The organism is Microbacterium paraoxydans (assembly GCF_020524545.1).
In the GTDB taxonomy this organism is placed as follows: Bacteria; Actinomycetota; Actinomycetes; order Actinomycetales; family Microbacteriaceae; genus Microbacterium; species Microbacterium paraoxydans_C.
This window is the reverse complement of sequence record NZ_JAIVLG010000003.1, coordinates 21,235-45,641: the sequence shown is the minus strand read 5'-3', so window position 1 is coordinate 45,641 and position 24,407 is coordinate 21,235. Positions and strand designations below refer to the sequence as shown.

Here is a 24,407-nt window from a genome sequence, read left to right as displayed (position 1 = left end):
TGACCGTTGAGAATCAACCCGCCGACGACGCCGCGCTTCGGCAGGCGATGCATCGGGTCCGCACCGAGGTCGACAAGGCCGTCGTCGGCCAGGCCGGCACCGTCACCGGACTCCTGGTGTCCCTGCTCGCCCGGGGACACGTCCTCCTCGAAGGCGTGCCCGGGGTCGCGAAGACGCTGGTGGTCCGATCCTTCGCTCGAGCGCTCGGCCTCGACACGAAGCGCGTCCAGTTCACACCCGACCTGATGCCGGGCGATGTCACCGGTTCGCTCGTGTACGACGCCCGCACCGGCGAGTTCGACTTCCGGGCCGGCCCCGTGTTCACCAACATCCTGCTCGCGGACGAGATCAACCGCACACCCCCGAAGACGCAGGCGGCGCTCCTCGAAGCCATGGAGGAGCGCCAGGTGTCGGCCGACGGCGTGAGCCGTGCGTTGCCGGACCCCTTCCTGGTCGCTGCAACCCAGAACCCGATCGAGCACGAGGGCACCTACTCGCTGCCCGAAGCACAGCTGGACCGCTTCCTGATGAAGCTCGTCGTCGGCATGCCGGAACGTGATGCCGAGGTCTCGGTCCTCCGCCGACACGCCGACGGTTTCTCCCCCCGTGAGCTGACGGGCATCGACCCGGCGGTCTCGCCGGACGAGATCCGTGCCGCCCAGCAGCGCGCCGCAGCGGTCGAGGTCACCGACGACGTCCTCGGCTACGTCGTCGACCTCGCGCGCGCGACACGACAGTCGCCCTCGGTCGAACTCGGCGCCAGCCCCCGTGCCTCGACCGGACTGCTCGCGGCCGCCAAGGCCTGGGCGTGGCTCAACGCCTCTTCCGCGGTGACCCCCGACCACGTGCAGACCATGCTGGTGCCGGTCTGGCGCCACCGGCTCCAGCTGCGACCGGATGCCCAGATGGAGGGGGTGTCGGCCGACGCGGTCCTCACCTCCGTGGTGCAGCAGACGCGGGTGCCGATCTAGGTGTTCGTCACCGGCCGGCTCGCGATCGCCCTCGCCGTGGGTGTCCTCCCGCTCGTCCTCCTCGGGCTGGCGGGCTATCCGGCGTACCCCGCGCTCGGGGCCTGGGTCGGCCTGTGTGTACTGCTGGTCGCCCTGGATCTGGCCCTCGCCGCCAGCCCGGCCTCGGTGACCGTGAGCCGCGGGGTGCCGAAGCGTTCACGTCTGGGCGAGCAGGTACTGGTGAGCGTCGCCGTCCACAACCGCGGATCCAAGACCCTGAACGCCGTGATCCGTGACGCCTGGCAGCCGACGGCCGGGGCCCCCGCCGAACGCCAGCACCTGCGGGTGCCGCCCGGGGAACGCGCCCGCGCCTCGATCGCACTCCGGCCTCGGCGGCGCGGCGAACTGGTGAGCGAGTTCGTGATGATCCGCTCGCGCGGCCCGCTGGGGCTCGCCGGCCGGCAGGCACGGCATGCGGTCCGCGGCGCGATCCGGGTGCTGCCGGCCTTCTCCTCTCGCAAGCACCTGCCCTCACGCCTGGCGCGGCTGCGCGAGCTCGACGGCAACACCAGCATCCAGGTGCGCGGTCAGGGAACCGAGTTCGATTCGTTGCGGGAATACGTGAGGGGTGACGACGTGCGCTCGATCGACTGGCGGGCCACGGCCCGCGCCGGGACGACGATGCTGCGCACCTGGCGTCCTGAACGCGACAGGCACGTCGTCATCATCATCGACACGGGGCGAACGGCCGCCGCCCGCGTCGGCGACGGGACCCGCGTCGACGCCTCCCTCGAGGCCGCTCTCCTCCTCGCCGCGCTCGCCTCGCGCGCCGGCGATCACGTGCACCTGCTCCTGTACGACCGCGTCGTCCGTGGCAGGGTGACCGGCATCGATGGCAGCGCGCTGCTCCCGGCGATGACGGACGCGATGGCCCCCGTGCATGCACGCCTTGTCGACACCGACTGGCACGGTGCGTTCGCCGCTGTCCGCTCGCTCACCACACGGCCGTCGCTGATCGTGGCGCTGACCGCGCAGGACGCCGCGGAATCGGCCCGTGGTTTCCTCGGTGCCTTCCCGCGAGCGTCACGGGCGACGACCGTTCTCGTCGGTTCGGTGACGGACGACGGCATCAGTGCTCTCGCCCGTGAGCGTGGTTCCCGGGAAGCGGTGTATCTCGCCGCCGCAGCCGAACGCACTCTCCGTGACGCAGAGAACGTCGCCGACGCGATCCGCAGAGCCGGTGGAGAGGCCATCGCCGCCGACCCGGAGGAACTCCCCCCTCGCATCGCGGATCGCTACCTCGAGTTGAAGGCCGCGGGACGCCTCTGAGCCGACCGGGCCCTCAGCCGTAGGCGATCAGCCGGCGACGAGACGCGGCGTCCCCGCCTCGTACTCGACGAGGTCGCCCGTCTCCCCCTCGCGATGAGCACGCCCGCCGACGACGAGCATGTAGATCAGGAACACCGCGAGCGCAGCAGCACCGATCCCGATCTTCACCGGCCAAGGGAGACCCCAGCCGGTCACGAAGCCCTCGACGAGCCCCGACAGGAACAGCGCGAAGACGAGTCCGATCGCGACCGTGGCGAGGGCTCTCCCCTCCTCGGCGAGCGCCTCCCCGCGGGTGCGGTGCCCCGGGGCGACCCAGGCCCAGAAGACGTGCAGCCCGGCCGCACCGGCGACGAAGATGCAGGTCATCTCGAGCATGCCGTGCGGGAGGATGTACAGCACCATGAGATCGGCTTTGTCATGCGCCGCCATGACCGCGCCGGCCGTGCCGATCCCCATCGCGTTCTGCAGGAGCATGTACACGGGCCAGACCCCCGTGACGCCGAACAGCACGCACTGCATGGCGATCCAGGCGTTGTTCGTCCACACGATGCCCATGAACGCGGCTGCGGGGTTCTCGGTGTAGTACCCCGTGAAACTCTCATCCGCGTACTGCTCGAGCGCGTCCGGTGGACCGAGGGTCGCGATGAGCGCCGGATCGCTCGCGATCCAGGCGGCCGTGCCGACCGCGACGGCGATGAAGGCGACCGCGATCACCAGGGTAGTCCACCGCAAGCGGTAGAGGGCGGCGGGCAGCTGCAGCCGGAAGAACCGGGCCGTCTGGGTGAGGATGCTGTCGGACGCGCCGGTGAGGCGGAGCCGTGCTCGCACCAGGATCGTGGACAGATACGCTCCCTGCGGAGAGTCGCCGACCGAGGTCTTCAGCTCGGCGAGGTCGGCTGAGGCAGCGCGGTAGCGGACGATCAGGTCATCCACCCCGGCACCGTCGAGGCGGCCGCGGCTGAGCTCGTCGAGCCGTTCCCACTCCGCCCGGCGTGCATCGGTCAACGCGTCGGCATCCACCTGATTTACTGTACTCATGTCCACCCCGATCGTCGTCTCCGACGAGGTGCTCTCCGGCGAGGCCGTCGCCATCGACGTGCAACCGGTCGGCTTCCTCCTGCGCGCGCTCGGAGCCGCCATCGACATGCTCCTCGGCTACGCGGTCTTCGTCCTGTGGCTGTTCCTGCGCATCTGGCTGCTGAACGCGGGCGTGCTCGACGACGCCACCGACCGCATCGCGATGGTCGCGGCGATCGTGGTCAGCTTCGTCGTGCTGCCGATCACGATGGAGGTCGCGCTCAAGGGTCGTAGTCTGGGTAAGCTCGCGATCGGCGGACGCATCGTCCGCGTGGACGGAGGTGCCGCGGGGTTCCGTCACGCCTTCATCCGAGCGCTCCTCGGCGTCCTGGAGATCTACATGACGTTCGGCGGCATCGCTGTGCTCGCGGGCGCCTTCACGGCGCGATCCCAGCGCCTGGGTGACCTGGTCGCAGGGACCTACAGCCAACGCGTGCGCACTCCGGCACTCACCTCGCACGCGCCGGCGCTGCCCCCGGCACTTGTCGGATGGTCGCAGATCGCCGACGTCGCGCGGATGCCCGACCGACTGGCTCGGCGCATCTCGCAGTTCCTGGTGAGTGCTCCACGGATGCTCCCGGCAGCGCGGATCCGTGTCGCGCACGAACTGCTGGCGGAGGCGACGCCGTACGTCTCGCCGGTGCCGCCCGTGTCCCCCGAGCAGGTTCTCATCGGCATCACCGTGCTGCGCCGCGAACGGGAGCGACGGGCACTGGAGAACGCCGATCGCCGAACCGAACTCCTCACCGGACGCCGCGTCGGCGTCTGACCCCTGTCCGGGGCGCGTTCAGTAGCGGTAGTGCTCGAGCTTGTACGGCCCGTCCACCGGTACACCGATGTATGCCGCCTGCTCGTCGCTGAGGGTCGTCAGCTGCACCCCCAGCGCGTCGAGGTGGAGGCGGGCCACTTTCTCGTCCAGGGACTTGGGGAGCACGTACACGCCGGTCGGGTACGCCTCGGTGTTCGTGTAGAGCTCGAGCTGCGCCAGCACCTGGTTCGTGAAGGACGCGCTCATCACGAAGGACGGGTGGCCGGTGGCGTTGCCGAGGTTCATCAGGCGGCCCTCGCTGAGCACGAGCACACTGCGTCCGTTCGGCAGACGCCACTCGTGGACCTGCGGCTTGATCTCGACCTTCTCCGCGCCGTCGAGGTCTTCCAGACCCGCCATGTCGATCTCGTTGTCGAAGTGTCCGACGTTGGCGACGATCGCCAGGTGCTTCAGCGCCAGCATGTGCTCGGTCGTGACGACGTCGCGGTTGCCGGTCCCCGTCACGACGATGTCGACCTCACCCGCGATGTCGAGCAGACGCGCCACCTGGAAGCCGTCCATCGCGGCCTGGAGAGCGCAGATCGGGTCGACCTCGCTGACGATGACCCTGGCTCCCTGTCCCCGGAGGGCCTCTGCCGCCCCCTTGCCGACGTCGCCGTATCCGCAGACGAAGGCGACTTTGCCACCCATGAGCACGTCGGTCGCACGGTTGAGCCCGTCGGGAAGGGAATGGCGGATTCCGTACTTGTTGTCGAACTTGCTCTTGGTCACCGAGTCGTTGACGTTGATCGCCGGGAACAGCAGATCTCCGGCTGCGGCGAGCTCGTAGAGTCGGTGCACACCCGTCGTGGTCTCCTCCGTGACTCCGATCAGCCCCGCGGCGAGCGCCGTCCAGCGATCGCTCGACTCCACAACGGAGCGGCGCAGGAGGTCGAGGATGATCGAGTACTCCTGCGAGTCGGTCTCCGTCGCCGCAGGGACCTCTCCGGCCTTCTCGAACTCGACGCCCTTGTGCACGAGCAGCGTCGCATCGCCGCCGTCGTCGAGGATCAGGTTGGGTCCTTCGAACCCGCTCGACGTCCAATCGAAGATCCGCGCCGTGCAAGCCCAGTACTCCTCGAGGGTCTCCCCCTTCCAGGCGAAGACGGGCACACCCGCGGGGGCGTCAACGGTGCCTTCGGGGCCGACGACGACCGCAGCGGCCGCCTCGTCCTGCGTCGAGAAGATGTTGCAGCTCGCCCAGCGGACTTCGGCGCCGAGGGCCACGAGGGTCTCGATGAGGACGGCGGTCTGCACCGTCATGTGGAGCGAGCCCGCGATCCGGGCGCCCCTCAGCGGCTGAGCAGCGCCGAACTCGTCCCGCAGCGCCATGAGTCCCGGCATCTCGTTCTCCGCGAGCCGCAGCTGGTGGCGGCCGGCTTCGGCGAGGGACAGATCGGCCACGCGGTACTCGAGCTCAGGCATGCCCTCATTCTTCCACCCTGTCGACGCCTCGCGTCCGTGTGTGTCAGAAGCGGATCGCGTCGATCACCTTCACCCGCAGCGCGACCAGCGCGGGGATGAACCCCGACACGGCGCCGACGATGACCGAGGCGATCAGTCCGACCAGTGCCGCCCTCATCGGGAACGGCGGGACGTCCTGGATCCCGGAGAACATCGTCGTCACGATCACGTCCGAACGCAGGACGGCGACGACGATCGCGATCCCGATGACTCCGGCGACCGTCGTCGCGACGAGACTCTCCAGGAAGACGGAGAAGAAGACCCGGCCCGAACTGGCACCGAAGGCGCGGCGCACGCCGATCTCCCGCACGCGCTGCCGCATCGCCACGAGCTGGATGTTGATCAGGCTGAGCGCGCCGAGCGCGAGGATCAGCGCCGCGATGCCTCCCGTGATCATCTCGAACGTCGCCTGCACGTCCATGGCCCCCGGCTGCGCCGCCCAGTCGGTACGACTCACCGAGATCGTCTGTCCCTCCGGCAACCCGGCGCGCAGATCCATCGCCAGCACCGGCCCGATCTGATCGACCTGGCCGACCCCGACCCACACCTCGTACTGTGTCGAGGCTTCCGCAGGCAGAGCATCCACTCGGTCGCGGTAGTCGTCGTAGAGCAGATCGACGCGCAGCTCCTCGTCTCCGAACCCCTGTCGGGGGACGATTCCGATCACCTGATAGGTGCCGCCTGCCGGCCCGCCGAACTGGACGGTGGGGTGTTGCGCCAGCGGTGCCCTCCCCAGGCGGTCCCAGAGCGCCTCCGTGATCACGGCCGGAGGCGCCAGAGCCTCCACATCGGAGTCGAGGAACCAGCGTCCCTCCAGGAGTTTCTCGCGATGGATCTGCGGGTACGCCGGGTCCATGATGCGCGCGGGAACCGGGGTGATGCCCTCGGGCAGATGCGCATCCAGCATGACCCCCTGCGCGATCCGGGTGGTGTGACTGAAGCCGAACCGTTCGGACACGCGTGTGAACCGATCGTCGAAGTCGTCGGCGTCGATCGGTGTGCCGTCGGCCGTGTTGGCGGAGACGACGATGGTCGCGGCGCGTCCACCCCACCGGTCGGACTGCTCCGCCTGGAACTGACGCTGATACTCCGAGATGGCCACGACCGCGGTGAGCGCGCCGACGGAGACGGCGATGCCGATCAGGCTGAGCAGCACACGCAGCTTGTGGACGCGGATCTCCGCCCAGGCATCGGAGAGCGCGCCGAGAAACCCGGTCACGAGACGGGCTCCGCCAGCGCGGTGGGCGTCTCCGAAGGCACGGACGCCGCAAGCGTCGAGGCCTCGAAGGCGCGGCCGAGATCCACCGGGTCCAGGCGTCCGGCATCCAGGCGGTAGTGCCGACGTGCGCGCGCGGCGACATGCAGGTCGTGCGTGATGGTGACCAGTGCGGCTTCGGTCTCGGTGGCCACCTCGTCGAGAAGCGACATCACGGACGCCCCCGTATCGATGTCGAGGGCACCCGTGGGCTCGTCCGCGAGAATCAGGACCGGTTTACGCACCAGAGCCCTGGCGATCGCGACCCGCTGCTGTTCACCGCCGGAGAGCTTGTCGGCGATCTGATCGAGGCGATGCCCGAGGCCCACACGCTCGAGCATGTCGGCCGCGATCTGTCTGCGGTTCCAGAACGTCCGCCCCTTCGCGTGCCCGAGCGGCATCATCACGTTGTCGAGGGCGGTGCGCCCCGGAAGCAGGTTGAACTGCTGGAAGACGAAGCCGACGTTGTCGCCGCGCAGTCGATCGAGGCGTCCCGACCGCATCCGAGCCACCGCGCGTCCTTCGAAGGAGACGGACCCCGATGTCGGCGCATCCAACATCCCGAGGATGTTGAGCAGTGTCGACTTCCCGGAACCCGAGCGCCCGACGATCGAGACGTGGTCCCCAGGCCCGACCTCCAACGTGATGCCGCGCAGGATCTCGAGCCGCGAATCGTCCGGGAGGAGAACGCTCTTCGCGACGTCGTGGAGAGCGACGAGGCTCACCAGCTCATCCCGCTGTCGCACTGTTCGACCCCCGGTGAGACTTCGTAGCAGAACTCCTCGACGGGGGCGACGAATCCGGGCACGAACTCGCGGACGCTGTCGCCTTCCGTCAGGCCTTCCGTGACCTCGACGATCACCCCGTCGTTGACACCGAGCTTCACCGCGCGCTCCTCGGGGTCGGAGCCGTCAGCCGCGTCCACCCAGACGGTTCCCGATCCGGCACCGCCCTGGACCGCGGTGACCGGAACCACCAGTGCGTCGTCGACCTGACCGAGGGCGAGGTCCATGGTCGCGGGAAGCCCCGCGAAGACCGTCTGGTCGCTCGGAACGGCGCAGCGCACGCTCGCTGTGCCCTCTGGCGACACCTGGACGCGCACGCCGGTGCACGCGAACGGGGCCGGTCCGCCCGTGATGGTGATCATGGCCTCGCTCGGCGCGTTCACGAGACGATACAACTGGACGGGTTCGACGGTCGCCAGCAGATGGTAGCGCGCGGGCGTGAGCTTGTACGTCTCGGCTCCGACGGATGTCATCTGCCCCTTCACGAGAGCGATCTCCGATACGTCTCCCGCCTCCGGGGCGACCACGTCGATGTCCTTCCGGGGATACTCCTGGCGGACGGTGAAGAGCTTCTGACCGGCACTCACCGCCGCGCCTTCGCTCACGTGGACGGCGGTGACCGTACCGTCGAGTTCGCTGCGCACCCCGAACGTCTCGTCGCGCGCGACATTACCGGTCAGCGTCAAGGCATTGACGACGGAACCGCGCTCCACGGCGACGATCGGGTCCGTGATCCCCGCATCCGGGCTGACGATGGTCTCCGCCCTGTCCGGGAAGAAGGCGATCTTGACGAGCGCAGCGGCGCACGCGCCGAAGATCACGACGAGAAGCAGGGGGAAGATCCAGCGACGCCAGACGATCACGAATGCCTTTCCGGCAGCGCCGCCCTGGCACGCCTCGGGACAGCGTATCCAGGCTCACGCGTTCACCTCGCGCGGCTGACACCGCGTGTCTGTCCCCCCGAGAGCACGCGCCGTCAGACGCGGAGGGCTTCGTGGCGAACGACGAGCCAGCCGGCCGGCACCGAGAGTCGATCCGCGTGCGGCGAGCAGAGGTCGTGGGCCTGAGGGTCGTTCGCGGCGCCGAGCGGGCCGAGCGCCGCCATCTGGTCGCCATAGTCATACGTGAGGGTGGCCACGGCTTCTCGCGCGCAGCCGACCTTCGAGCACAGTCGTCCGTCCATCTCCGCCAGAGTACGTCTCCCGCACATCGACGTCGGGGATGCCGCGCCGCAGACACGGACACCACCTAGACTTTCGTCATGCCTCGTCGCCGTGCCGCCCACGCCTCCGCCACCCCTCGGCGCGGCGCCCGGCACGGACGTCACGGACGTCTCGGTCGCAGCGAGGTCGTTCGGCCTCCCCTGGCGCCGCTCGACGGGCGCCTGGACCGCTTCGACCTCACCGTCGGCACAGCGGTCGAATTCCTGCGCGGCACCTGGCCGGAGCTGCAGGACGTCCGGTTCGAGATCGGGGCGATCCCGGGTTTCGACGCAACCGACGAAGTCCCGCGCTGGCACCTCGACCGCGAGATGCGGCGCATCGTGCTGTTCCGTCTGCCCATCGAACGCCTGCTTCCCCCGGGCCACGACGATGCGCCGCATCGGCGAATGGCGATCGAGAGCGCCGTCTTCCGGGCAGCGGCCGAATACGTCGGCCGCGAACCGTGGGATCTGGGTCACGAGCACTGACCTCACCCGACGGAGAGATCACGGGTAGACCGTGATCGCCTTCTCCACACCCGCACTCGCCTGCACCGGCAGCACTGCTATCGCTCCCGGGGCGGTGAGCGCCAGCGCGGCATGCACCGGGCCGTCCGTGCGCATCCGGTAGGTCGCCCCCGCGTCGACCTCCGCCCCGAGCGTCTCACCCGCGGCGATGACCAGTTCCGTGGGCGGCGCCCCATCGAGCGTCTCGAGCGTCACGGTCACGGACTGATCCGACGTGTTCGCCAGCTGGAGCCGCGGCTCCGGTCCCGACGGCACGGCGAACAGGACATCGCCCTCGATCTCGGGGGCCGGGGTGATCCAGGCGAAGTCGGAGTCGCGCCCGAAGCCGTCCTGCTGCCGCAGCGCGGCCAGCACCGGCACATCCGCCACCACATCGACCGTGTACGAGCCGGGCGCGAGGCCCGTGAGCGAAACCTGCGCGGGCAGATCGGCTTCGACAGGGACCGAGAACTCATCGACCACGGCGGATGACCCCTCGGCCCGCACCTGGACCTGCACCCGGGCATCCACTCCCGGCGACAGCACTCGGAGGACGGCCATCTCTGCATCGTCCCCCGCGGAGGAGAACACCTGCACCCCCGCGATCACCAGCTCCTCCTGCGGTCCCGCAACGGCGTCCTGCAGGTCGATACCCGCCGGGTCGAGGACCTGCACGAGAGAGGACTGGAGGACGGCACGGACGGGTGCCCCGACGGCGCCGACACGCACCACCGGCGTCGCGCTCCCCGCTGCGATCGACGTCAGCGGAATCGCGGTCTGCGTGCGAGCCGGCACGATCACGGTGCGCGCGCTCCTCGTCTCTCCGTAGACCGACAGCGTCACGGTCGACGGCACCTCGGCCGCGTTGGTCAGGACAAGGATGTCTTCGGTGCCGGTCGCTGTGCTTCCGCCGACGAGCCACGAATCCAGTTTCGGAACACCGCACGGCGCAGCCGCATATCCGGCGAGGTCATCCGTCGCGATGCTGACCGACTCGGCGGCGGCGATCAACGGAGCTGTGCGTGCCTCGACAGCGCCGGTGAGCACGCGGACCTCGCCGGCATCCGGTATGTCCTTCACAGCGAGTTCCTCGGCCGCGGGGTCTCCCGACGTGCCGCCGACGGTCAGGCTCGGCGTCGCGGCGGACGACATGTTGAGCGGATCGATCGCGTCACGGCCGAGTGCACGCAGGTCGCCGTTGCAGACGAGGACGCTGTCGCCGGGCAGCGGCGTGACCTGCACCTGCGCCGCGTCGTGACGGATGGTCGGCCAGGGCGCGTGCACGGCTGCAGCGATGCCTGCCACACAGGCGACGATGACCACGCCTCCCGTGACCAGGCGCGCACTGGTGGCGGCGACGCGGAATGCGCGTGAGCGGCTCATCGGTCCCCCTCCGCGGATCTGTCCGGTCTCTCCTCATCGACGCCCGACGGCGGCGCGGCGCCATCGGCTGCAGAGGATTCCTCAGCTTCTGCCTCGGGCTCCGACTCGGCAATCGGCATCAGGGCCTCATCGTTGAGAGCGGCGGCGTCTTGCGGGTCCTCGAGAGCGCCGACCGGGCTCTGGTCCTCGAGATCGTTCCGGTCCTCCGCGTGCCGCGGAAGCACCAGAGGCTCATCCGGCGCGCGCCCGACGATGCGGGACTGCGCGCGGGCCGCCCGGCGCGAGGCGCGCGTCGGAATCGACAAGAGCAGCGCAGCGAGCACCGCCAGCAGCTGGACCGTGAGGACGAGCCTGGCAGTGCCCTGCTGAGCGGCGCTGAGCGCCGGCGAGGTCGCGGCGTCAGCCTCCAGCCGCCACAGCACGCCGCGATCGGTCCGGCCCGCATGCACGAGTCCTGGGCGCTGATCGATCGAGGCAACGGCCGTGGCGCGGAGGGCACGAGCCTTGTCTCCATCGCTGCCGGCGCCCTGGGCGACCAGCACGTAGCTGATTCCCTTCGCCGCCAGCTCCCCCGGGGCGTCGAACTCACGGGCGGACAGCAGATCCACCGCGAGAGTCGAGACGTCGTCCCCCTGCGGGGCCGTAGCGGTGGAGATCATGGTCGTCTGCGAACCCAAGGTGTCGCTCGCGCCTCGGATGACCTCGACGGCGAGTCCCCCGTCGTTCTTCGGTGTGAGGACGAGCGTCGCGACATCGCGATCACCTGCCGCCTGCGCCGCGACGTAGGCGGGGAGCGTCGATTCGGGGCCGTTCGTCAGGACCGAACGCCCTGCGTGGAACGCCGTGAGTGCCGGAGCCGCGCAGATCGCCAGAGACAGGGCCGCGACGGTCGCCGCCAGCACCCTCAGGCGCGGCGCCGTGATCGCGGTGTCCAGCGTGACGAGCGCCGCACCGAGCACCCCGATCCAGGCCAAGCTGAGTCCTGCACCCGGCCAGATCGCCACGCCTGCGCCCTGATCGAAGCTCACGGTGATGCCGACGGCGAAGAAAGCCGTGGCGAAGCCTGCCAGCGCCACCACGAGGAGGGTGATCCCCGCTCGCCACCGCGGAGCCAGGGCGGACCCCAGTGCGAGGAGGGCGGTCGGCGCGCAAAGGACCCAGACCCAGGGGACGATCGCTTCGGGGGCGAACGAAGCCCACCCGGCGAGGTCCGTCGTCGGGAAGCCCATCGCGAGCGCCAGCCTCCCCGCGGCGTCGGCGGAGATCTGCGAGCCGGCCCGGATCAGCCCCGGGTCACCCAAGATGCCCAACGGCGTCCCGTGGGCGAACTGCCAGAAGACGAGGGGGGCGAACAGTGCCACCGTCGGCACCGGCAGCCACAGCAGACGGCCGGCCCCTCGGAACTGGGCGGTGCCGAGCACGATGCCGAGGGCCACGACCCACAGCAGGACGAGTGCCGGCGCGAGCGAGGGGGCACACGCGAGGACGGCCGCGAGCAACAGCGACGCACTGCCGGCGGCACCCCATGACCGGTGCGCGACCACAGCGGTGTGGAAGAGCCAGGGAAGGAGGAGGTGTACGAGGACGGCGCTCGGGCGACCTTCGACGAGCGCGGTCAGGAAAGGAGGGGCGAGTGCCCAGGAGATGCCGGCGAAGATGCGCAGACCCGACCTGTCGGTCACCCGCGTCGCGGCGAACCATCCACCGAGGACCGCGAGCGGGAGGGCGAGGATCCACAGGAGCACCATCGCGAACGACGGTCCGGCAGGCCACAGGGTGCCGAGCACCGCGACGATCGCCGCGAACGGGTCCGCCGGCCCGATGAGATCGACGGCTGCGCCCCGCAGACCCCAGGCCGCATCGCTCCAGAGCGCCGCGACGGTCTGACGCAGCGGGAGAAGCCCGCCACCTCCGAGCGCTGGCCAGGCCAGGAGAGTCGTGAACGAGGCGATGCTGACGACCAGCGCTCCCAGCACGGCCCACGCACCCCCGCCGGAGAAGAAGCGGAGTTCGCTGACCGCGCCGCCCTCGCTGCCGTGCCCGTCATCGAGATGGCGACGCAGATCCGAGGATGTGATGCGCAGCGGCGCGATGCTCGCCCAGGAGGACGTTCGGAAGGCGCGGATGCGAGACCTCGAACGGGCGATCGCTCCGAGCCGGATCATCGCGGTGAGCGCGGCCCCCCATTCGGCCAGCACGGCCTCAGGCCGTTTGCCGATGAGGTGGGTGATGGAGCGCCACAGGGCGAGCGGAAGCAGGCTCAGCCAGTGGAACGGCACCGCCGCAGCGGGAGCGTAGGCCAGACGTCGATGCAACTGGGCGAGCCGGGTGACATAGGCCCGGCGTGATCTCCCGGACGGCAGCGCGGCAGGACCGCCGGGAGCCGCCGAGATCCGCGCGCTCGGTGCGAGCACGACACGTCCACCGCCCAGGCGTGCGCGCACACCGAGGTCCAGTCCCTCATCGGCACCCGCGAGGGCAGGGTCGAGACGCAGGGCGTCACGGACTTCCCCGCGGATGAGGATTCCCCGCACATCGGATCCGAGGGCGTCATCCATGCGGTCGTGCTGGCCCTGGTCGAGTTCACCGGCCGCGAGTTCGACCGAGCGTCCGAGGGCCGTCATGGTCACCCCGAGGGACACGATCTCGCGGTCGTTGTCGGTCGCGACGAGCTTGGGGGCGATGATCGCGGCGGAGGGCGACCGTTCCAGGGTTCCCCGGAGACGCTCCAGTGCGCGCGGATGCGGGGCCGTGTCCTGGGCGAGCAGCCAGATCGCCGAGCCCTCGGGCACCCGCGGGCGGGCGAGGTCGACCGCGTCGGCGAAGGACGTGCTCGCGCGGGCCTCGATGATGCCTTCGACGGTCGCGGAGACCGCTTCGCTCTCGCGCATCGAGGACGAGTCGCCGCAGACGACGAGCGTCACCGCATCGGCGGGTGCGGTCTGGGATCGCACGGCGTCGAGAGTGCGGAGGAGTTGCGCGCGGGAGGCGGATCCGGGGCGCGCGACGATGATGGCGTGAACTCGGGCTGGCATGTCCTGGTCAGCCTATGCGCGGGTGGGACGGCTCTGGAGCAGTGCACGCGGCGCGCCCGCGAAGCCATGCCGCGCGGAGAGGATGCGGTCGATCAGCTGGCGCGACGCTTGAGCTTGCGGCGTTCGCGCTCCGAGAGGCCGCCCCAGATGCCGAAACGCTCGTCGTTGTTGAGCGCGTACTCGAGGCACTCGCTGCGGACGTCGCATGTCGTGCAGATGCGCTTGGCGTCCCTGGTCGATCCACCCTTCTCGGGGAAGAACGCCTCCGGGTCGGTCTGCGAGCAGAGCGCGTCGCTCTGCCAGGCGAGGGCGTTGTCGTCGTCGGATGCATCGGTCCGTCGAACCCCGGGAACACCGAGGTTGATCGGATCGACGAACCAGTTCTCCGGTACGTCGGAACGGTAACCCGTCATCTCGATCTCCAACCCTGTCTCCGCCCCCCGGCGGGCCGTGCTCATGACTAATTACACCCGTGTCATTCGCTCCGGTCAAGTCGCGGATCGTAAACCCTCAAGCGGGTCTTTAAGGTTCTTGGGGGTCGATCGGCGTGTCGCACGGCCGTGTCAGCGCCCAGGGCTCGCGACGAAGACCTCGCCGACTCCGGAGACGGTGACGGCGCCCTCGTCCGCGCTCGCGAACGCCACCGCACCGACGGCGACCTCGACGCGTGCGCCTCCCGCAGAGGCGACGGTGACTTCTCCGGCGGTCGCGAGCACCATCGTCGGCCCGGACACGTCGACAGCGACGGGCGTCCCATCGAGCTCGATCCTCGTGAGCGCGAAATCGGGGACCGGAACCGGGTAGGGGGTAACCCCACCGTCACCACGGGCGCGCAGCACCGGCACCTCACCGGGAGTGGCATCGAGGACGGCCAGCAGTTCGGGGACATCGATGCGCTTGGGCGTGAGCCCGCCCCGCAGGACGTTGTCGCTCGCCGCCATGATCTCCACCCCGAGCCCGGACAGATAGGCGTGGAGCAGACCGGCGCGCAGGAAGACCGCCTCGCCCCGACGCAGAACGAGATGGTTCATGAGCAGGGCGACCACGACACCGGGATCGCCGGGGTAGGTCTCGGCGATGCTCGCGATCGCGCGGAGCGTCGTGCCCCACTCCCCCGTGTCTGCGGGCTCGGAAGCAGAGACGACCGCAGAGATGATGTCGTCGACGGCTGTGTCGGCACCGCCCCCGAGCAACCACCCGATCGTGTCCCGCAGGGCGTCGTCTCCCCCGCTGAGCCGGTCCCGCAGCTGGGCGACCCCCTCGTTGTCTTCGAGCACTCCCAGCAGCGTGAGCGTCTTCTCGACAGGACGAAGACCACTCAGCGACTCGAATCGCTCGCTGAGAGCGACGATCAGCTCAGGCTTGTGGTTGTCGTCGCGGTAGTTGCGCCGCGGATCGTCCGCGGCGAGATCGCTCTCTCGCTCCCAGCCCGCGCGCGCCTGCGCGATGGTCGGATGCACCTGGATCGAGAGCGGACGCCCGGCCGCGAGGAGTTTGAGCAGGTACGGCAGGGTTCCCCCGGTGACCTGATCGAGAGTTCCCCCTCCGGCGACGTCGGCAGGATCTCCGGGGTGGTCTCCGAACCACACCTCGGCCTCGGGTGAACCCGTCGGTGTGCGTCCTTCGAGTCCGGCGAGGAGGGAGTCGGATCCCCACGCGTAGTCGCGGGGAGCATTCGTGAGGCTCAGCAGCATGGTCCCAGCGTAGGGCGCACTGCGGCGTTCAGCGACGCGCCGAGCGCGGCGCGGTAGCCTGAACGCGATGGCCCAGTACACCAAGCACCCGGTGGCAGCCCCGCCGACACCGCCGGAGCGCGAGTCGACGGGGCATCTGATGCTGCGCGGCTACGTGATCCTCGTGCTGATCGCCACCTTCGCGCACACTGCGGTGTACAACCTTGTCGGCATGGCGGGGGCCGGTGCCGTCCTCGTCGTCTTCACGCTCACGACGCTGGCCATCGGCGTCCCGATGCTCGCCCGGAATCACCCGCAGCCGTTCCGCTGGCGACGCCTGCCCTGGGCCGCGATCGGCTACACGGCGTTCGCTCTTCTCTCGGTCGCCTGGTCGCAATGGCGCGGACCGACGCTGATCACCTGGTCCCTCCTCGCAGCGGTGACCGTGAACGCTCTGTTCATCGCACACGTGCTCACGTGGCATGAGATCGTGCGCGCCCTCTCCTCCGCGTTCAAATGGATCCTCGGCCTTTCGCTCGCCCTCGAGCTCTGGGTCTCGCTCTTCCTGCACGGTCCGCTCCTACCGAACTTCGCGACGCTGCCGGACGGCCGGATCGACCCGCAGCTCTACTGGGTGCGCGACAACCTCTTCGACGGCGGCAGAATCCAGGGGATCGTCGGTAACGCGAACGTGCTCGCGATCATCTCGCTGTTCTCGATCATCACCTTCGGGGTGCTGTTCGTCGCCCGCGCACGCTGGCGCACGACGCTCGCGCTGTGGATACTCCTCGCGGCGTACTTCCTGTTCCGCACCTCCTCCATCACCGCGTTCGCCTGTGCCGCGGCGGCCGCGGTCGTCCTGGTGGTCGCGCTCCTCATGCGTCGAGCCCGCACCCCCGGCGCACGCACGCGCATCTACGTGATCGCCATCGGCGGGACGGCGCTGGCCGCCGCGACGGTCTGGGCGCTCCGGGAACCGCTCCTCGGCCTCGTCGGCCGCACCTCCGACCTCACCGGACGCTCCGACCTGATCTGGTCGAAGGTCCTGGAGCGGGTGGGCGAGCACCCGATTCTCGGCAACGGGTTCTCCAGCCCCTGGATTCCCACCGACCCGTCCTTCGATCACTGGATCATCGACCACGGCATCACCGTCTTCCACGCGCACAACATGTGGCTGGACGTCCTGTTCCAGCTCGGCGTCGTCGGCGTCATCCTGATGGGCGTGGCCTGCCTGAGCCTGCTGTGGCGCTCCTGGTTCTTCGCGGTCGACCGTCCACGTTGGGACCTCGACTCCACCCGCCCCTTCTCCCCGTTGACCCTGCTCCCCAGCCTGTTCACCGTGGTCCTTCTCGTGCAGGGCTTCTCCGAGTCGACGCCGATCATGCTGTGGGGGTGGATGCTCGTGGTGCTCCTGTCGTTCAAGCTGAAGTCGGTGCCGCTGGTCGGGATCGGTGAGCGCGATCTCGTCTTCGAGCGCGGCACACGACAACGGCGGGTTCCGTGACGTCGTCCCGCCCTCTGGTGCGACTGCTCGGCTCAGCGGAGTTGGCTCGCGCCTTCGCCCTCGCCGCCCTCACCGCGGTCTTCAGCTCGTACGCGATCGAGCGGATGACGTCGAAGGTCACGCTCGCGACCGTCATCGCGATGCTCTGCCTCCTGGGGGCGGCGATCCTGTGGGTGCGGCGGGACGAACTGTCCCTCCTTCGGATCGCTCCGTCGTCGCTCATCGCATTCCTCGGCTGGGCACTCGTGAGCCTGGTGTGGACGACCGACCGCTCCGACACGCTCTTCGGCTGGATGTCGCTGTTCGGCTACGCGTTCCTCGCGATCACGATCGGCCACATCCGGGACACCCTGCAGACCGTTCGCGCCATCGGCGACACCCTGCGCGCCCTCCTGGCCGTGTCGCTAGGGCTCGAGATCCTGTCCGGCATCCTCCTCGATCTCCCGTTCACCTTCCTCGAGATCCAGGGGAACCTGGCGGAGGGCGGGCCGATCCAGGGCCTGTTCGGCAGCCGCAACATGCTCGGGTTCATCGCGGTCATCGCGCTCATCACGTTCGTCATCGAGTGGCGCACGCAGTCCGTGAACCCGCCGCTCGCCGTGGTCTCGATCGGCCTCGCCGGATCCCTTGCCTTCCTCTCGGCATCACCGACCGTACTCGTGCTCGCCGTTGCCGTCGGCACCGTCACACTCGCGCTCACGATCGTGCGGCACACATCACCCGCACGACGCAACATCGTCCAACTCGTCCTCGGCATCCTCGTGACCGTGACGCTGGCGATCGCGTTCGCGCTGCGTCACCAGATCATCGCGTTGCTGGACGCCGGATCAGACTTCTCGATCCGCGCATCACTGTGGAACACCATCCTCGACTTCGTCGCCGTGAGGCCGATCAACGGGTGGGGATGGTTCGGCGAGTGGGTCCGAGGCGAATACCCCTTCACCTACATCAACTTCCAGCTGGATGACCATCACCAGAGCGCGCTGAACGCCTTCTTCGACGTGCTGCTCCAGCTCGGCGCGGCCGGATTGGTGCTGTTCCTGCTGCTGGGCGGCGTCGCGCTGATCCGGTCCTGGCTGGTGGCCAGCGTCCGACGATCCGTCGTCTACGCCTGGACACCGATCATGCTCGTCACGCTGGCCGTCGACTCCATGTTCGAGAGCTTCACGCTGGTCGGCGCCGGGTGGTTCATGCTGGTGCTCTGCGCACTGCGCGCGGGTCAGTCACGCTCCTGGCGCGAGAACATCGACGCGGTGCACACGGGGGCGATTCCGACGCTGCGCCCGCAGGAGTGACCGAGGGCGCCGCGACGCACTCAGCTCAGCGAGCGCAGTTTCTCTGTCCAGGCGATCGCGTCGCGCACACCGTCGTCGATCGAGCGCTCGGCACGCCAATCCAGCACCTCGGCCGCGCGGTCGACGATCGCGAAGGCACCCGCCTGGTCACCGGGGCGGCGATCGGTCTCGACCACTGGGAGAGGCTCGCCGGTGACACGTTCGAACGCGGCCACGAGCTCGCGGACCGTCACACCGTCACCGGTGCCGATGTTGACCACCTCGTACGGCGACTCGTGGGTGGCGACGTCGTCGAATCTCTGGACCGCCGCGACATGCGCCAGAGCGAGATCCCAGACGTGGATGTAGTCGCGGAGACCCGAGCCGTCGCGTGTGGCCCAGTCGGTTCCGGTGATCGCGAAGGGCTCTCCGGACGCCCTGGCCTGCATGATCTTGCCCAGCGCGTGCGAAGGGGTCGGATTCTGCAGGCCGGTGCGCAGCTGCGGGTCGGCCCCGATCGGGTTGAAGTAGCGGAGCGCGATCGCGCGGAAGTCCCCGGCGTGTGCCGCGTCGTCGAGGATCTGCTCGACCATCGCCTTGCTCGTGGCGTACGGGCTCGCCGGCGCCAGTCGGCCGGATTCGTCCACGCCATCGCCCGTCTCACCGGCGTAGACCGCGGCCGAGGAGCTGAACACGATGCGAGGGATGCCCGCGTCCCGCAAGCGCTGGAGAAGGACGACCGTCTTCCCCACGTTCGTCTCGTAGTACCCGAGCGGGTCGGCGACGGACTCCGGGACGACGATGCGCGCTGCACAGTGGATGACCGCATCGATGTCGGAGTGATCAGCCAGCAGCCGATCGACCACGTCGACGTCGGCGATGTCGCCGACGTACAGCTCGCGCCCCTCACCGAAAGACCGGAGCCCGCGCGAGAGGTCATCGAGAAGGACCACGTCGAGACCCGCCTCGATGCACGCCGTCGCGATGGTCGAGCCAATGTAACCGGCGCCGCCGGTGATCAGTACCTTCATCGCGGTCAGTCTAGTCAGGGCATGTGAAGCGCCCGCAGGAGACTCTCCGGAGATGCAGAGGTCATCGACGGTAGGCTACTCACTGCTCGTCGAGTCCCGCGCTGTCCGCCGACAGCGGCCTGCGGCATCAACATCGGAGAACCTCCCAGTGGCCCACGTCCTTCAGAACGTCGTCTTCCCACTCGATCGCGACCCCGACCTCCTTCCGCTGTATGCCGATCCGGAGACGTGGTCCGTGATCGAGGACGAACCCGTCCGCGTCTCGAACCGCGCCCACCTGGGGAACATCCTCGGCCGGAACCGCGCCCGCATCGTCGCTGGACGGCGCGTGTCGATGGGGACGTACTTCAATGCCTTCCCCGCGTCCTACTGGCAGCACTGGACCAGCGTCCGCGAGGTGCAGCTCACGGTGCGCACGACCGGGCCGGCGACGATCCTGGTGTACCGCTCCAACGGGTCGGGCGTGCGTCAGCGGGTCGCCACCCGCGAGGTGACCGGCGAGTCGTCGACCTCCTTCGACCTCGCGCTCACGCAGTACAGCGACGGCGGGTGGATCTGGTTCGACATCGTCGCCGATGAGAAGCCTGCTGTCCTCGAAGGCGCGGAATGGACCACCGAGCAGGATCCCGCCCGCGGGGGCAAAGCGTCCCTCGGCATCACGACCTACAACAAGCCGGACTACTGCGTCGAGACCCTCCGCGCGCTGGCCGCGTCGCCGGACGCGCTCGAGTTCATCGACCGCATCTTCTTGATCGACCAGGGCACGCAGCTCGTGGCCGAACAGGACGGCTATGACGACGTCGCAGAGAGCCTCGGAGAGACGCTCCAGGTGATCCGCCAGGACAATCTGGGCGGCTCGGGAGGGTTCGCCCGGGCGATGCACGAGACGCTGCAGCGCCCGGAGAGCGACTTCGTCCAGTTGCTCGACGACGACGTCCGCCTCGAGCCGGAATCGCTTCGTCGCTCCATCGTCTTCGGCCGGTACGCGACCACGCCGGTCCTGGTCGGCGGCCACATGTTCGACCTGCTCGACCGACCGAAGCTGCACGGCTGGGCCGAGGTCGTCGATGAGGGTCCGTTCATGTGGCGCAACCTCTACCAGGAGAAGATGCCGCATGACTTCGGCGTCTCGAACCTGCGTCAGTCCGCTCTTCTGCATATGCGCATGGATTCCGACTACAACGGCTGGTGGATGTGCCTGATCCCCCTCGATGCGATCAGGAAAGTGGGCCTGTCGCTCCCGGCCTTCATCAAGTGGGACGACGCCGAGTTCTGCCTCCGCGCGGGCGAGGCCGGCTTCCCCACCGTGTCGATGCCCGGGGTCGCGCTGTGGCACGTCTCCTGGGTCAACAAGGACGACACGATCGACTGGCAGGCCTACTTCCACGCGCGCAACCGTCTCGTCGCCGGGCTCCTGCACTCCAACGCTCCACGCGGCGGACGGCTGCTCCGACACAGTCGACGCGTCGACCTGAAGCACCTCATGATGATGCAGTACTACCCCGTCGCCCTCCGCGCACAAGCACTGCGGGATGTGTTGTCCGGTCCGGACCACATGCGTCGGAACCTGGCGACGGCCATGCCCGCCGCCCGCGCCCTCGCCGCCGACTACCCCGAGACGGTGGTGCATCGGGATCCGACCACGGTCCTCCACTCCCGTCGCGGTCGCCAGGTGTACAAGCAGCTGTCGAAGAACGATTTCGACAGCCCCAAGGGGCTCCGTCTTCGCTGGTTCACCCTCTCCACCCTGGCCTCACATTTCCTCCACCGTCCGGACCCCGTGAACATCGCGCAGCCCGAGGTCGAGTTCGGGAAGGAGGACGCGCACTGGTGGCGCGTCCCCGCGTTCGACAGCGCCCTGGTGAGCGCAGCCGACGGCTCCGGCAAGAACATCTATACGCGCGACCGCGCGAAATACCGCCGCATGCTTCGTGACACGATGCGACTGCACGAGGAACTCCGTCGCCGATGGCCTGAGCTGCAACAGGAGTACCGTCGGGCACTCCCCGATCTCGTCTCCCCCGAATCCTGGCAGAAGATCTTCGAGGAGAAGGCATGACCGCGGCGCCCGCTGCATTCGACCCGAAGGCCGCCACGATCGTCATCGTGACCTTCAACCGCTCCCACCTTCTCTCGGGCCTGCTCACGAGCATCACTGCGATGGATCCCAAGCCCGGTCACGTCGTGATCATCGACAACGCCTCGGTCGATGACACCACCGACGTCGTCGAATCATTCCGGGAAGACATCGGCACTGAGATCGTGTACCGACGACTCGAGACGAACACCGGTGGATCGGGAGGTTTCAGCGAAGGAATGCGCACCGCGTACGACCTCGGCTCCGAGTGGATCTGGATGATGGACGACGACGTCGAGGTCCTTCCCGAGGGGCTCGCGCGCATGGGGGCCTGGAGCAGCCGGTTCAAGAGCATCCAGGGTCGTCGATTCGACTACGACGGCAGCGAGTTCTACTGGCAGTACCGCATCGCCGAGCGCATGGGCATCCCGATCCCGTTCGCTCCTTCCGCCTTCGACGAGAGCGGATACAAGGAGATGAACAGCGGTTGCTTCGAGGGCATGTTCATCCACCGCTCCCTGGTGCAGCAGATCGGTCTGCCCGACCCGCGGTTCTTCATCTACTGGGACGACCAGATGTACGGCTGGCTGGCATCGCGTCTGACCACCGCCGTCATCGTGGACGAGTTCGTGTTGCGGCGCACGCGCGAGATCAAGCAGTGGGACATGGGCATCCGCCACATGAACGCCTCGAGCAACGCGTACCGCTACTACATCATGCGCAACCGCGGCTTCATCAAGCAGTACTACCGCGTTCACGGTGTCTACAACCCGATCCTCTTCGGCCTCGGCACCACGGCGACGTTCTTCAAGGAGCTCATCCGCCTCTTCTTCGTCGAGAGGACCGTGCGCGGGACGAGCAACCTCTTCCGCGGGATCCGTGACGGCGGCAAGGTCGGCCGTGACCGCAGCTGGCAGCCGATGGCACCGCTGGAGGCGTGACGATGGACGAACCGCAGCCGGAGCTCCGCTGGGCGCCGTTGCCCCCGCAGCCGAAGAAGACCGGCAAGGTCTGGCTGGTCGTCGGGCTCGTCGTCGCACTCGCCCTCATCGGCGGTGTGCTGTTCTTCCTGGCCCAGCGCGGCGATCGCATGCCGAGCACGAGCTCTTCGCCGACGTCATCGTCTGACGCAAGCGGGACGGGTGCTCCGAGCACCGCACCCGAACAGAGCGAGGTGCCAGCCGCCACCGCGCCGCCCCCTCCGAGTATGGAGGTCTTCCGCGAACATGTGACCGGCTGGCTTGATGATGCCGGCCAGGGGCTCGAGATCGCTGCAGCGGCGAGCGGTCAAGACGCCATCGCCGTCGTCGACTCGTTGCAGCAAGACGCGCAGCGTCTGTTCGACGCCCAACCGCCGTCCTCGATCGCGACGGACTGGAGCGACGGCGTGTCGCGCTACGAGCAGCGCCTCGCACAGTTGCGCACCGCAATCGCCGAGGACACCGCGACCACGTCGCATATCGAGGATGCACAATCCTCGGTGGATGAGCTCCGCTCACTCGTCGGGCTCTGAGCCACCGCTACACCGCGTAGTCGGCGTTGTAGCGGTCCAGCACCTCACCGATCGGTGCATCGAGAGCGAGCTCGCCCTTGTCGAGGTAGAGCCCTCGCGTGCAGAAGCGACGCAGATCACGCTCGTTGTGGCTGACGAAGAAGAGCGTGCGTCCGTCCGCGAGCAGCTCATCGATGCGCTTGTAGCACTTGTCGCGGAACGCCTTGTCACCGACCGCGAGGACCTCGTCCACGAGCAGGATGGGCTCGTCGAGCTGCGACACAACGGAGAAGGCCAGACGGACTTTCATACCGTTCGAGAGATGCTTGTAAGGCGTCTCTTCGAACCCCGCCAACTCGGCGAACGCGATGATGTCGTCGTAACGACGAGACACCTCGTCGCGCGACATCCCGTGCAAGCCCGCTGTGAGGCGGACGTTCTCCCGCACGGTGAGGTCCCCCACGAAGCCTCCGGTGATCTCGATCAACGGAGCCACTCCGCCGTTGACGCTGACCGTTCCCTCGTCGGGGAGCAACACCTTCGCGACCAGACGAAGCAGAGTGGACTTGCCCTGACCATTGCGTCCGACGACGCCGATCGACTCTCCGGGCTGCACGGTGAAGGAGACATTGCGCAGCGCCCAGAACTCCCCAGGCCGAGACCTGCGGGAAGCGCCGGCGAAGAGATCCTTGAAGCTCCGGCGCCCGCGCCGGTTCCGCCGGAAGTGCACACCGAGGTTCGTGACTTCGATCGCCGCAGCCATCACAGCTCCTTCAGCACGGGTCGCTCCAGGCGTCCGAACGTCCACATCCCGAGCGCGAGAATGCCCGCGCACATCACCGCGCTGATCAGGATCGGCATCGGATCCCAGAGGTCGGCGAAGAAGCCCACACGATAGAGGGTGAAGATCCCGGCGAGCGGGTTGAAGGCGCCGATCACGTCGAACGGCGCCGGAAGGTCCCGGAAGCTGTAGATCACGGGCGAAGCGTAGAAGAGTGCCCGCAGGATGAGCGCCGTCGTCCGCTCCAGATCGGTGTAGAGCGCGCAGAGCGGCGCGACCAGGAGCCCGAGCCCGACCAGAAGCATCGTCTGCAGGAGGACCGCCACCGGGAACCACAGCAGTAGCCAGTTCACGTGCGCACCGCTGAACACGGCGAAGAGCACCAGGACCGGCATCGAGAAGAGGAACTCGATGCCCTTGCTCAGCACGATGCGGTTGACCCAGATGGAGCGCGGGATCGCCGTCGAACGGACGAGCCGTGCGTCCTTCTTGAAGGCGCGGGTGAAGTCGGACACCGAGGTGTTGAACCATACCCACGGCAGCAGCGCGACGATGAGGAAGACGATGTAGGGGTCTTCTCCCACGCTGCGTCGGAAGATCTGAGTGAACACGAACCAGTAGATCGCGCTCATCACCAGGGGGTCGAGGATCGACCACAGGTATCCGAGCGAGCTCGTGGCGTAGCGCACCTTGAGGTCGCGAGCCGAGAGCAGCCACAGCGAATGCAGATAACGCCGGGGCGTCCCGGGCGCCCCGACAGCAGCGTGACTCACGATGTCGA

At 68.6% G+C, this 24,407-nt stretch carries 22 protein-coding genes; 9 read left to right on the top strand and 13 right to left on the bottom strand.

The genetic code is table 11. The annotated features are described in order from the left end of the window. The first annotated feature begins 47 nt into the window (after window positions 1-47). Entirely contained in the window at window positions 48-971 is a 924-nt protein-coding gene (locus LC041_RS08280; RefSeq protein WP_226532793.1) for an AAA family ATPase, read from the top strand. Then, complete coding sequence (locus LC041_RS08275; protein WP_226532640.1) at window positions 972-2,279, top strand: DUF58 domain-containing protein; 1,308 nt, start codon at window positions 972-974, stop codon at window positions 2,277-2,279. Between the two features lie 27 nt (window positions 2,280-2,306). Here LC041_RS08275 and LC041_RS08270 read toward each other — a convergent pair whose 3' ends face one another. Then, window positions 2,307-3,299 carry a stage II sporulation protein M gene (locus LC041_RS08270; protein WP_226532792.1) on the bottom strand — a complete coding sequence of 331 codons (993 nt, stop codon included), beginning with the start codon at window positions 3,297-3,299 and terminating at the stop codon, window positions 2,307-2,309. Between the two features lie 16 nt (window positions 3,300-3,315). On the opposite strand from LC041_RS08270, the gene LC041_RS08265 reads away from it, so the two are divergent. Further along, on the top strand, window positions 3,316-4,125 hold the full coding sequence (locus LC041_RS08265; protein ID WP_226532639.1) for an RDD family protein: 810 nt from the start codon (window positions 3,316-3,318) through the stop codon (window positions 4,123-4,125). A gap of 18 nt (window positions 4,126-4,143) precedes the next feature. Here LC041_RS08265 and ahcY read toward each other — a convergent pair whose 3' ends face one another. The 5 genes from ahcY to LC041_RS08240 all read right to left on the bottom strand — a co-directional run bounded on the left by ahcY (window position 4,144) and on the right by LC041_RS08240 (window position 8,851). Continuing rightward, complete coding sequence (ahcY, locus tag LC041_RS08260; RefSeq protein WP_226532638.1) at window positions 4,144-5,589, bottom strand: adenosylhomocysteinase; 1,446 nt, start codon at window positions 5,587-5,589, stop codon at window positions 4,144-4,146. Between the two features lie 43 nt (window positions 5,590-5,632). Beyond that, a complete protein-coding gene (locus LC041_RS08255) occupies window positions 5,633-6,847 on the bottom strand; it encodes an ABC transporter permease (protein WP_226532637.1) in 1,215 nt (404 codons plus the stop codon). After that, on the bottom strand, window positions 6,844-7,608 hold the full coding sequence (locus LC041_RS08250) for an ABC transporter ATP-binding protein (protein WP_226532636.1): 765 nt from the start codon (window positions 7,606-7,608) through the stop codon (window positions 6,844-6,846). The genes LC041_RS08255 and LC041_RS08250 overlap by 4 nt, the downstream gene beginning before the upstream one ends. Next, window positions 7,605-8,531 carry an efflux RND transporter periplasmic adaptor subunit gene (locus LC041_RS08245; RefSeq protein WP_226532635.1) on the bottom strand — a complete coding sequence of 309 codons (927 nt, stop codon included), beginning with the start codon at window positions 8,529-8,531 and terminating at the stop codon, window positions 7,605-7,607. Before LC041_RS08245 ends, LC041_RS08250 begins: the two co-directional genes overlap by 4 nt. Before the next feature lie 113 nt (window positions 8,532-8,644). Then, complete coding sequence (locus LC041_RS08240; protein ID WP_226532634.1) at window positions 8,645-8,851, bottom strand: DUF3499 family protein; 207 nt, start codon at window positions 8,849-8,851, stop codon at window positions 8,645-8,647. Window positions 8,852-8,929: 78 nt separating this feature from the next. On the opposite strand from LC041_RS08240, the gene LC041_RS08235 reads away from it, so the two are divergent. Continuing rightward, on the top strand, window positions 8,930-9,358 hold the full coding sequence (locus LC041_RS08235; RefSeq protein ID WP_226532633.1) for a hypothetical protein: 429 nt from the start codon (window positions 8,930-8,932) through the stop codon (window positions 9,356-9,358). 18 nt (window positions 9,359-9,376) lie between these two features. On the opposite strand, the gene LC041_RS08230 is transcribed toward LC041_RS08235, so the two are convergent. The 4 genes from LC041_RS08230 to manA form a co-directional block, all read right to left on the bottom strand. Beyond that, entirely contained in the window at window positions 9,377-10,759 is a 1,383-nt protein-coding gene (locus tag LC041_RS08230) for a DUF5719 family protein (protein ID WP_226532632.1), read from the bottom strand. Continuing rightward, complete coding sequence (locus LC041_RS08225; RefSeq protein ID WP_226532631.1) at window positions 10,756-13,794, bottom strand: glycosyltransferase; 3,039 nt, start codon at window positions 13,792-13,794, stop codon at window positions 10,756-10,758. Before LC041_RS08225 ends, LC041_RS08230 begins: the two co-directional genes overlap by 4 nt. 92 nt (window positions 13,795-13,886) lie before the next feature. Continuing rightward, window positions 13,887-14,207, bottom strand: coding sequence for a WhiB family transcriptional regulator (locus tag LC041_RS08220; protein ID WP_226532791.1), 321 nt, complete (start codon window positions 14,205-14,207; stop codon window positions 13,887-13,889). A 150-nt stretch (window positions 14,208-14,357) separates the two neighbouring features. Continuing rightward, complete coding sequence (gene manA / locus LC041_RS08215; RefSeq protein ID WP_226532630.1) at window positions 14,358-15,488, bottom strand: mannose-6-phosphate isomerase, class I; 1,131 nt, start codon at window positions 15,486-15,488, stop codon at window positions 14,358-14,360. A 67-nt stretch (window positions 15,489-15,555) separates the two neighbouring features. On the opposite strand from manA, the gene LC041_RS08210 reads away from it, so the two are divergent. Both LC041_RS08210 and LC041_RS08205 read left to right on the top strand, forming a co-directional pair. After that, window positions 15,556-16,971, top strand: a complete 1,416-nt coding sequence (locus LC041_RS08210) for an O-antigen ligase family protein (protein ID WP_226532629.1) — start codon at window positions 15,556-15,558, stop codon at window positions 16,969-16,971. Further along, entirely contained in the window at window positions 16,968-18,266 is a 1,299-nt protein-coding gene (locus LC041_RS08205; RefSeq protein ID WP_226532628.1) for an O-antigen ligase family protein, read from the top strand. Before LC041_RS08210 ends, LC041_RS08205 begins: the two co-directional genes overlap by 4 nt. A gap of 20 nt (window positions 18,267-18,286) precedes the next feature. On the opposite strand, the gene galE is transcribed toward LC041_RS08205, so the two are convergent. Beyond that, window positions 18,287-19,276: a UDP-glucose 4-epimerase GalE gene (gene galE, locus LC041_RS08200; RefSeq protein WP_226532627.1), complete on the bottom strand. Its 990-nt coding sequence runs from the start codon at window positions 19,274-19,276 to the stop codon at window positions 18,287-18,289. 148 nt (window positions 19,277-19,424) lie between these two features. Between galE and LC041_RS08195 the strand changes: the two genes are divergently transcribed. Genes LC041_RS08195 through LC041_RS08185 form a run of 3 tightly spaced genes read left to right on the top strand, consistent with a single transcriptional unit; the run spans window position 19,425 to window position 22,866 of the window. Continuing rightward, window positions 19,425-21,335, top strand: coding sequence for a glycosyltransferase (locus LC041_RS08195; protein ID WP_226532626.1), 1,911 nt, complete (start codon window positions 19,425-19,427; stop codon window positions 21,333-21,335). Next, the gene (locus LC041_RS08190; RefSeq protein WP_226532625.1) at window positions 21,332-22,294 is read left to right on the top strand and encodes a glycosyltransferase; all 963 of its coding nucleotides are present in this window, start codon (window positions 21,332-21,334) and stop codon (window positions 22,292-22,294) included. The genes LC041_RS08195 and LC041_RS08190 overlap by 4 nt, the downstream gene beginning before the upstream one ends. Before the next feature lie 2 nt (window positions 22,295-22,296). Continuing rightward, window positions 22,297-22,866, top strand: coding sequence for a hypothetical protein (locus LC041_RS08185; protein ID WP_226532624.1), 570 nt, complete (start codon window positions 22,297-22,299; stop codon window positions 22,864-22,866). A gap of 7 nt (window positions 22,867-22,873) precedes the next feature. Here the strand turns inward: LC041_RS08185 and LC041_RS08180 are convergent, their stop codons facing one another. Both LC041_RS08180 and LC041_RS08175 read right to left on the bottom strand, forming a co-directional pair. Then, the gene (locus LC041_RS08180) at window positions 22,874-23,608 is read right to left on the bottom strand and encodes an ABC transporter ATP-binding protein (protein WP_226532623.1); all 735 of its coding nucleotides are present in this window, start codon (window positions 23,606-23,608) and stop codon (window positions 22,874-22,876) included. Then, a complete protein-coding gene (locus LC041_RS08175; protein WP_226532622.1) occupies window positions 23,608-24,399 on the bottom strand; it encodes an ABC transporter permease in 792 nt (263 codons plus the stop codon). Before LC041_RS08175 ends, LC041_RS08180 begins: the two co-directional genes overlap by 1 nt. Between the last annotated feature and the right edge of the window lie 8 nt (window positions 24,400-24,407).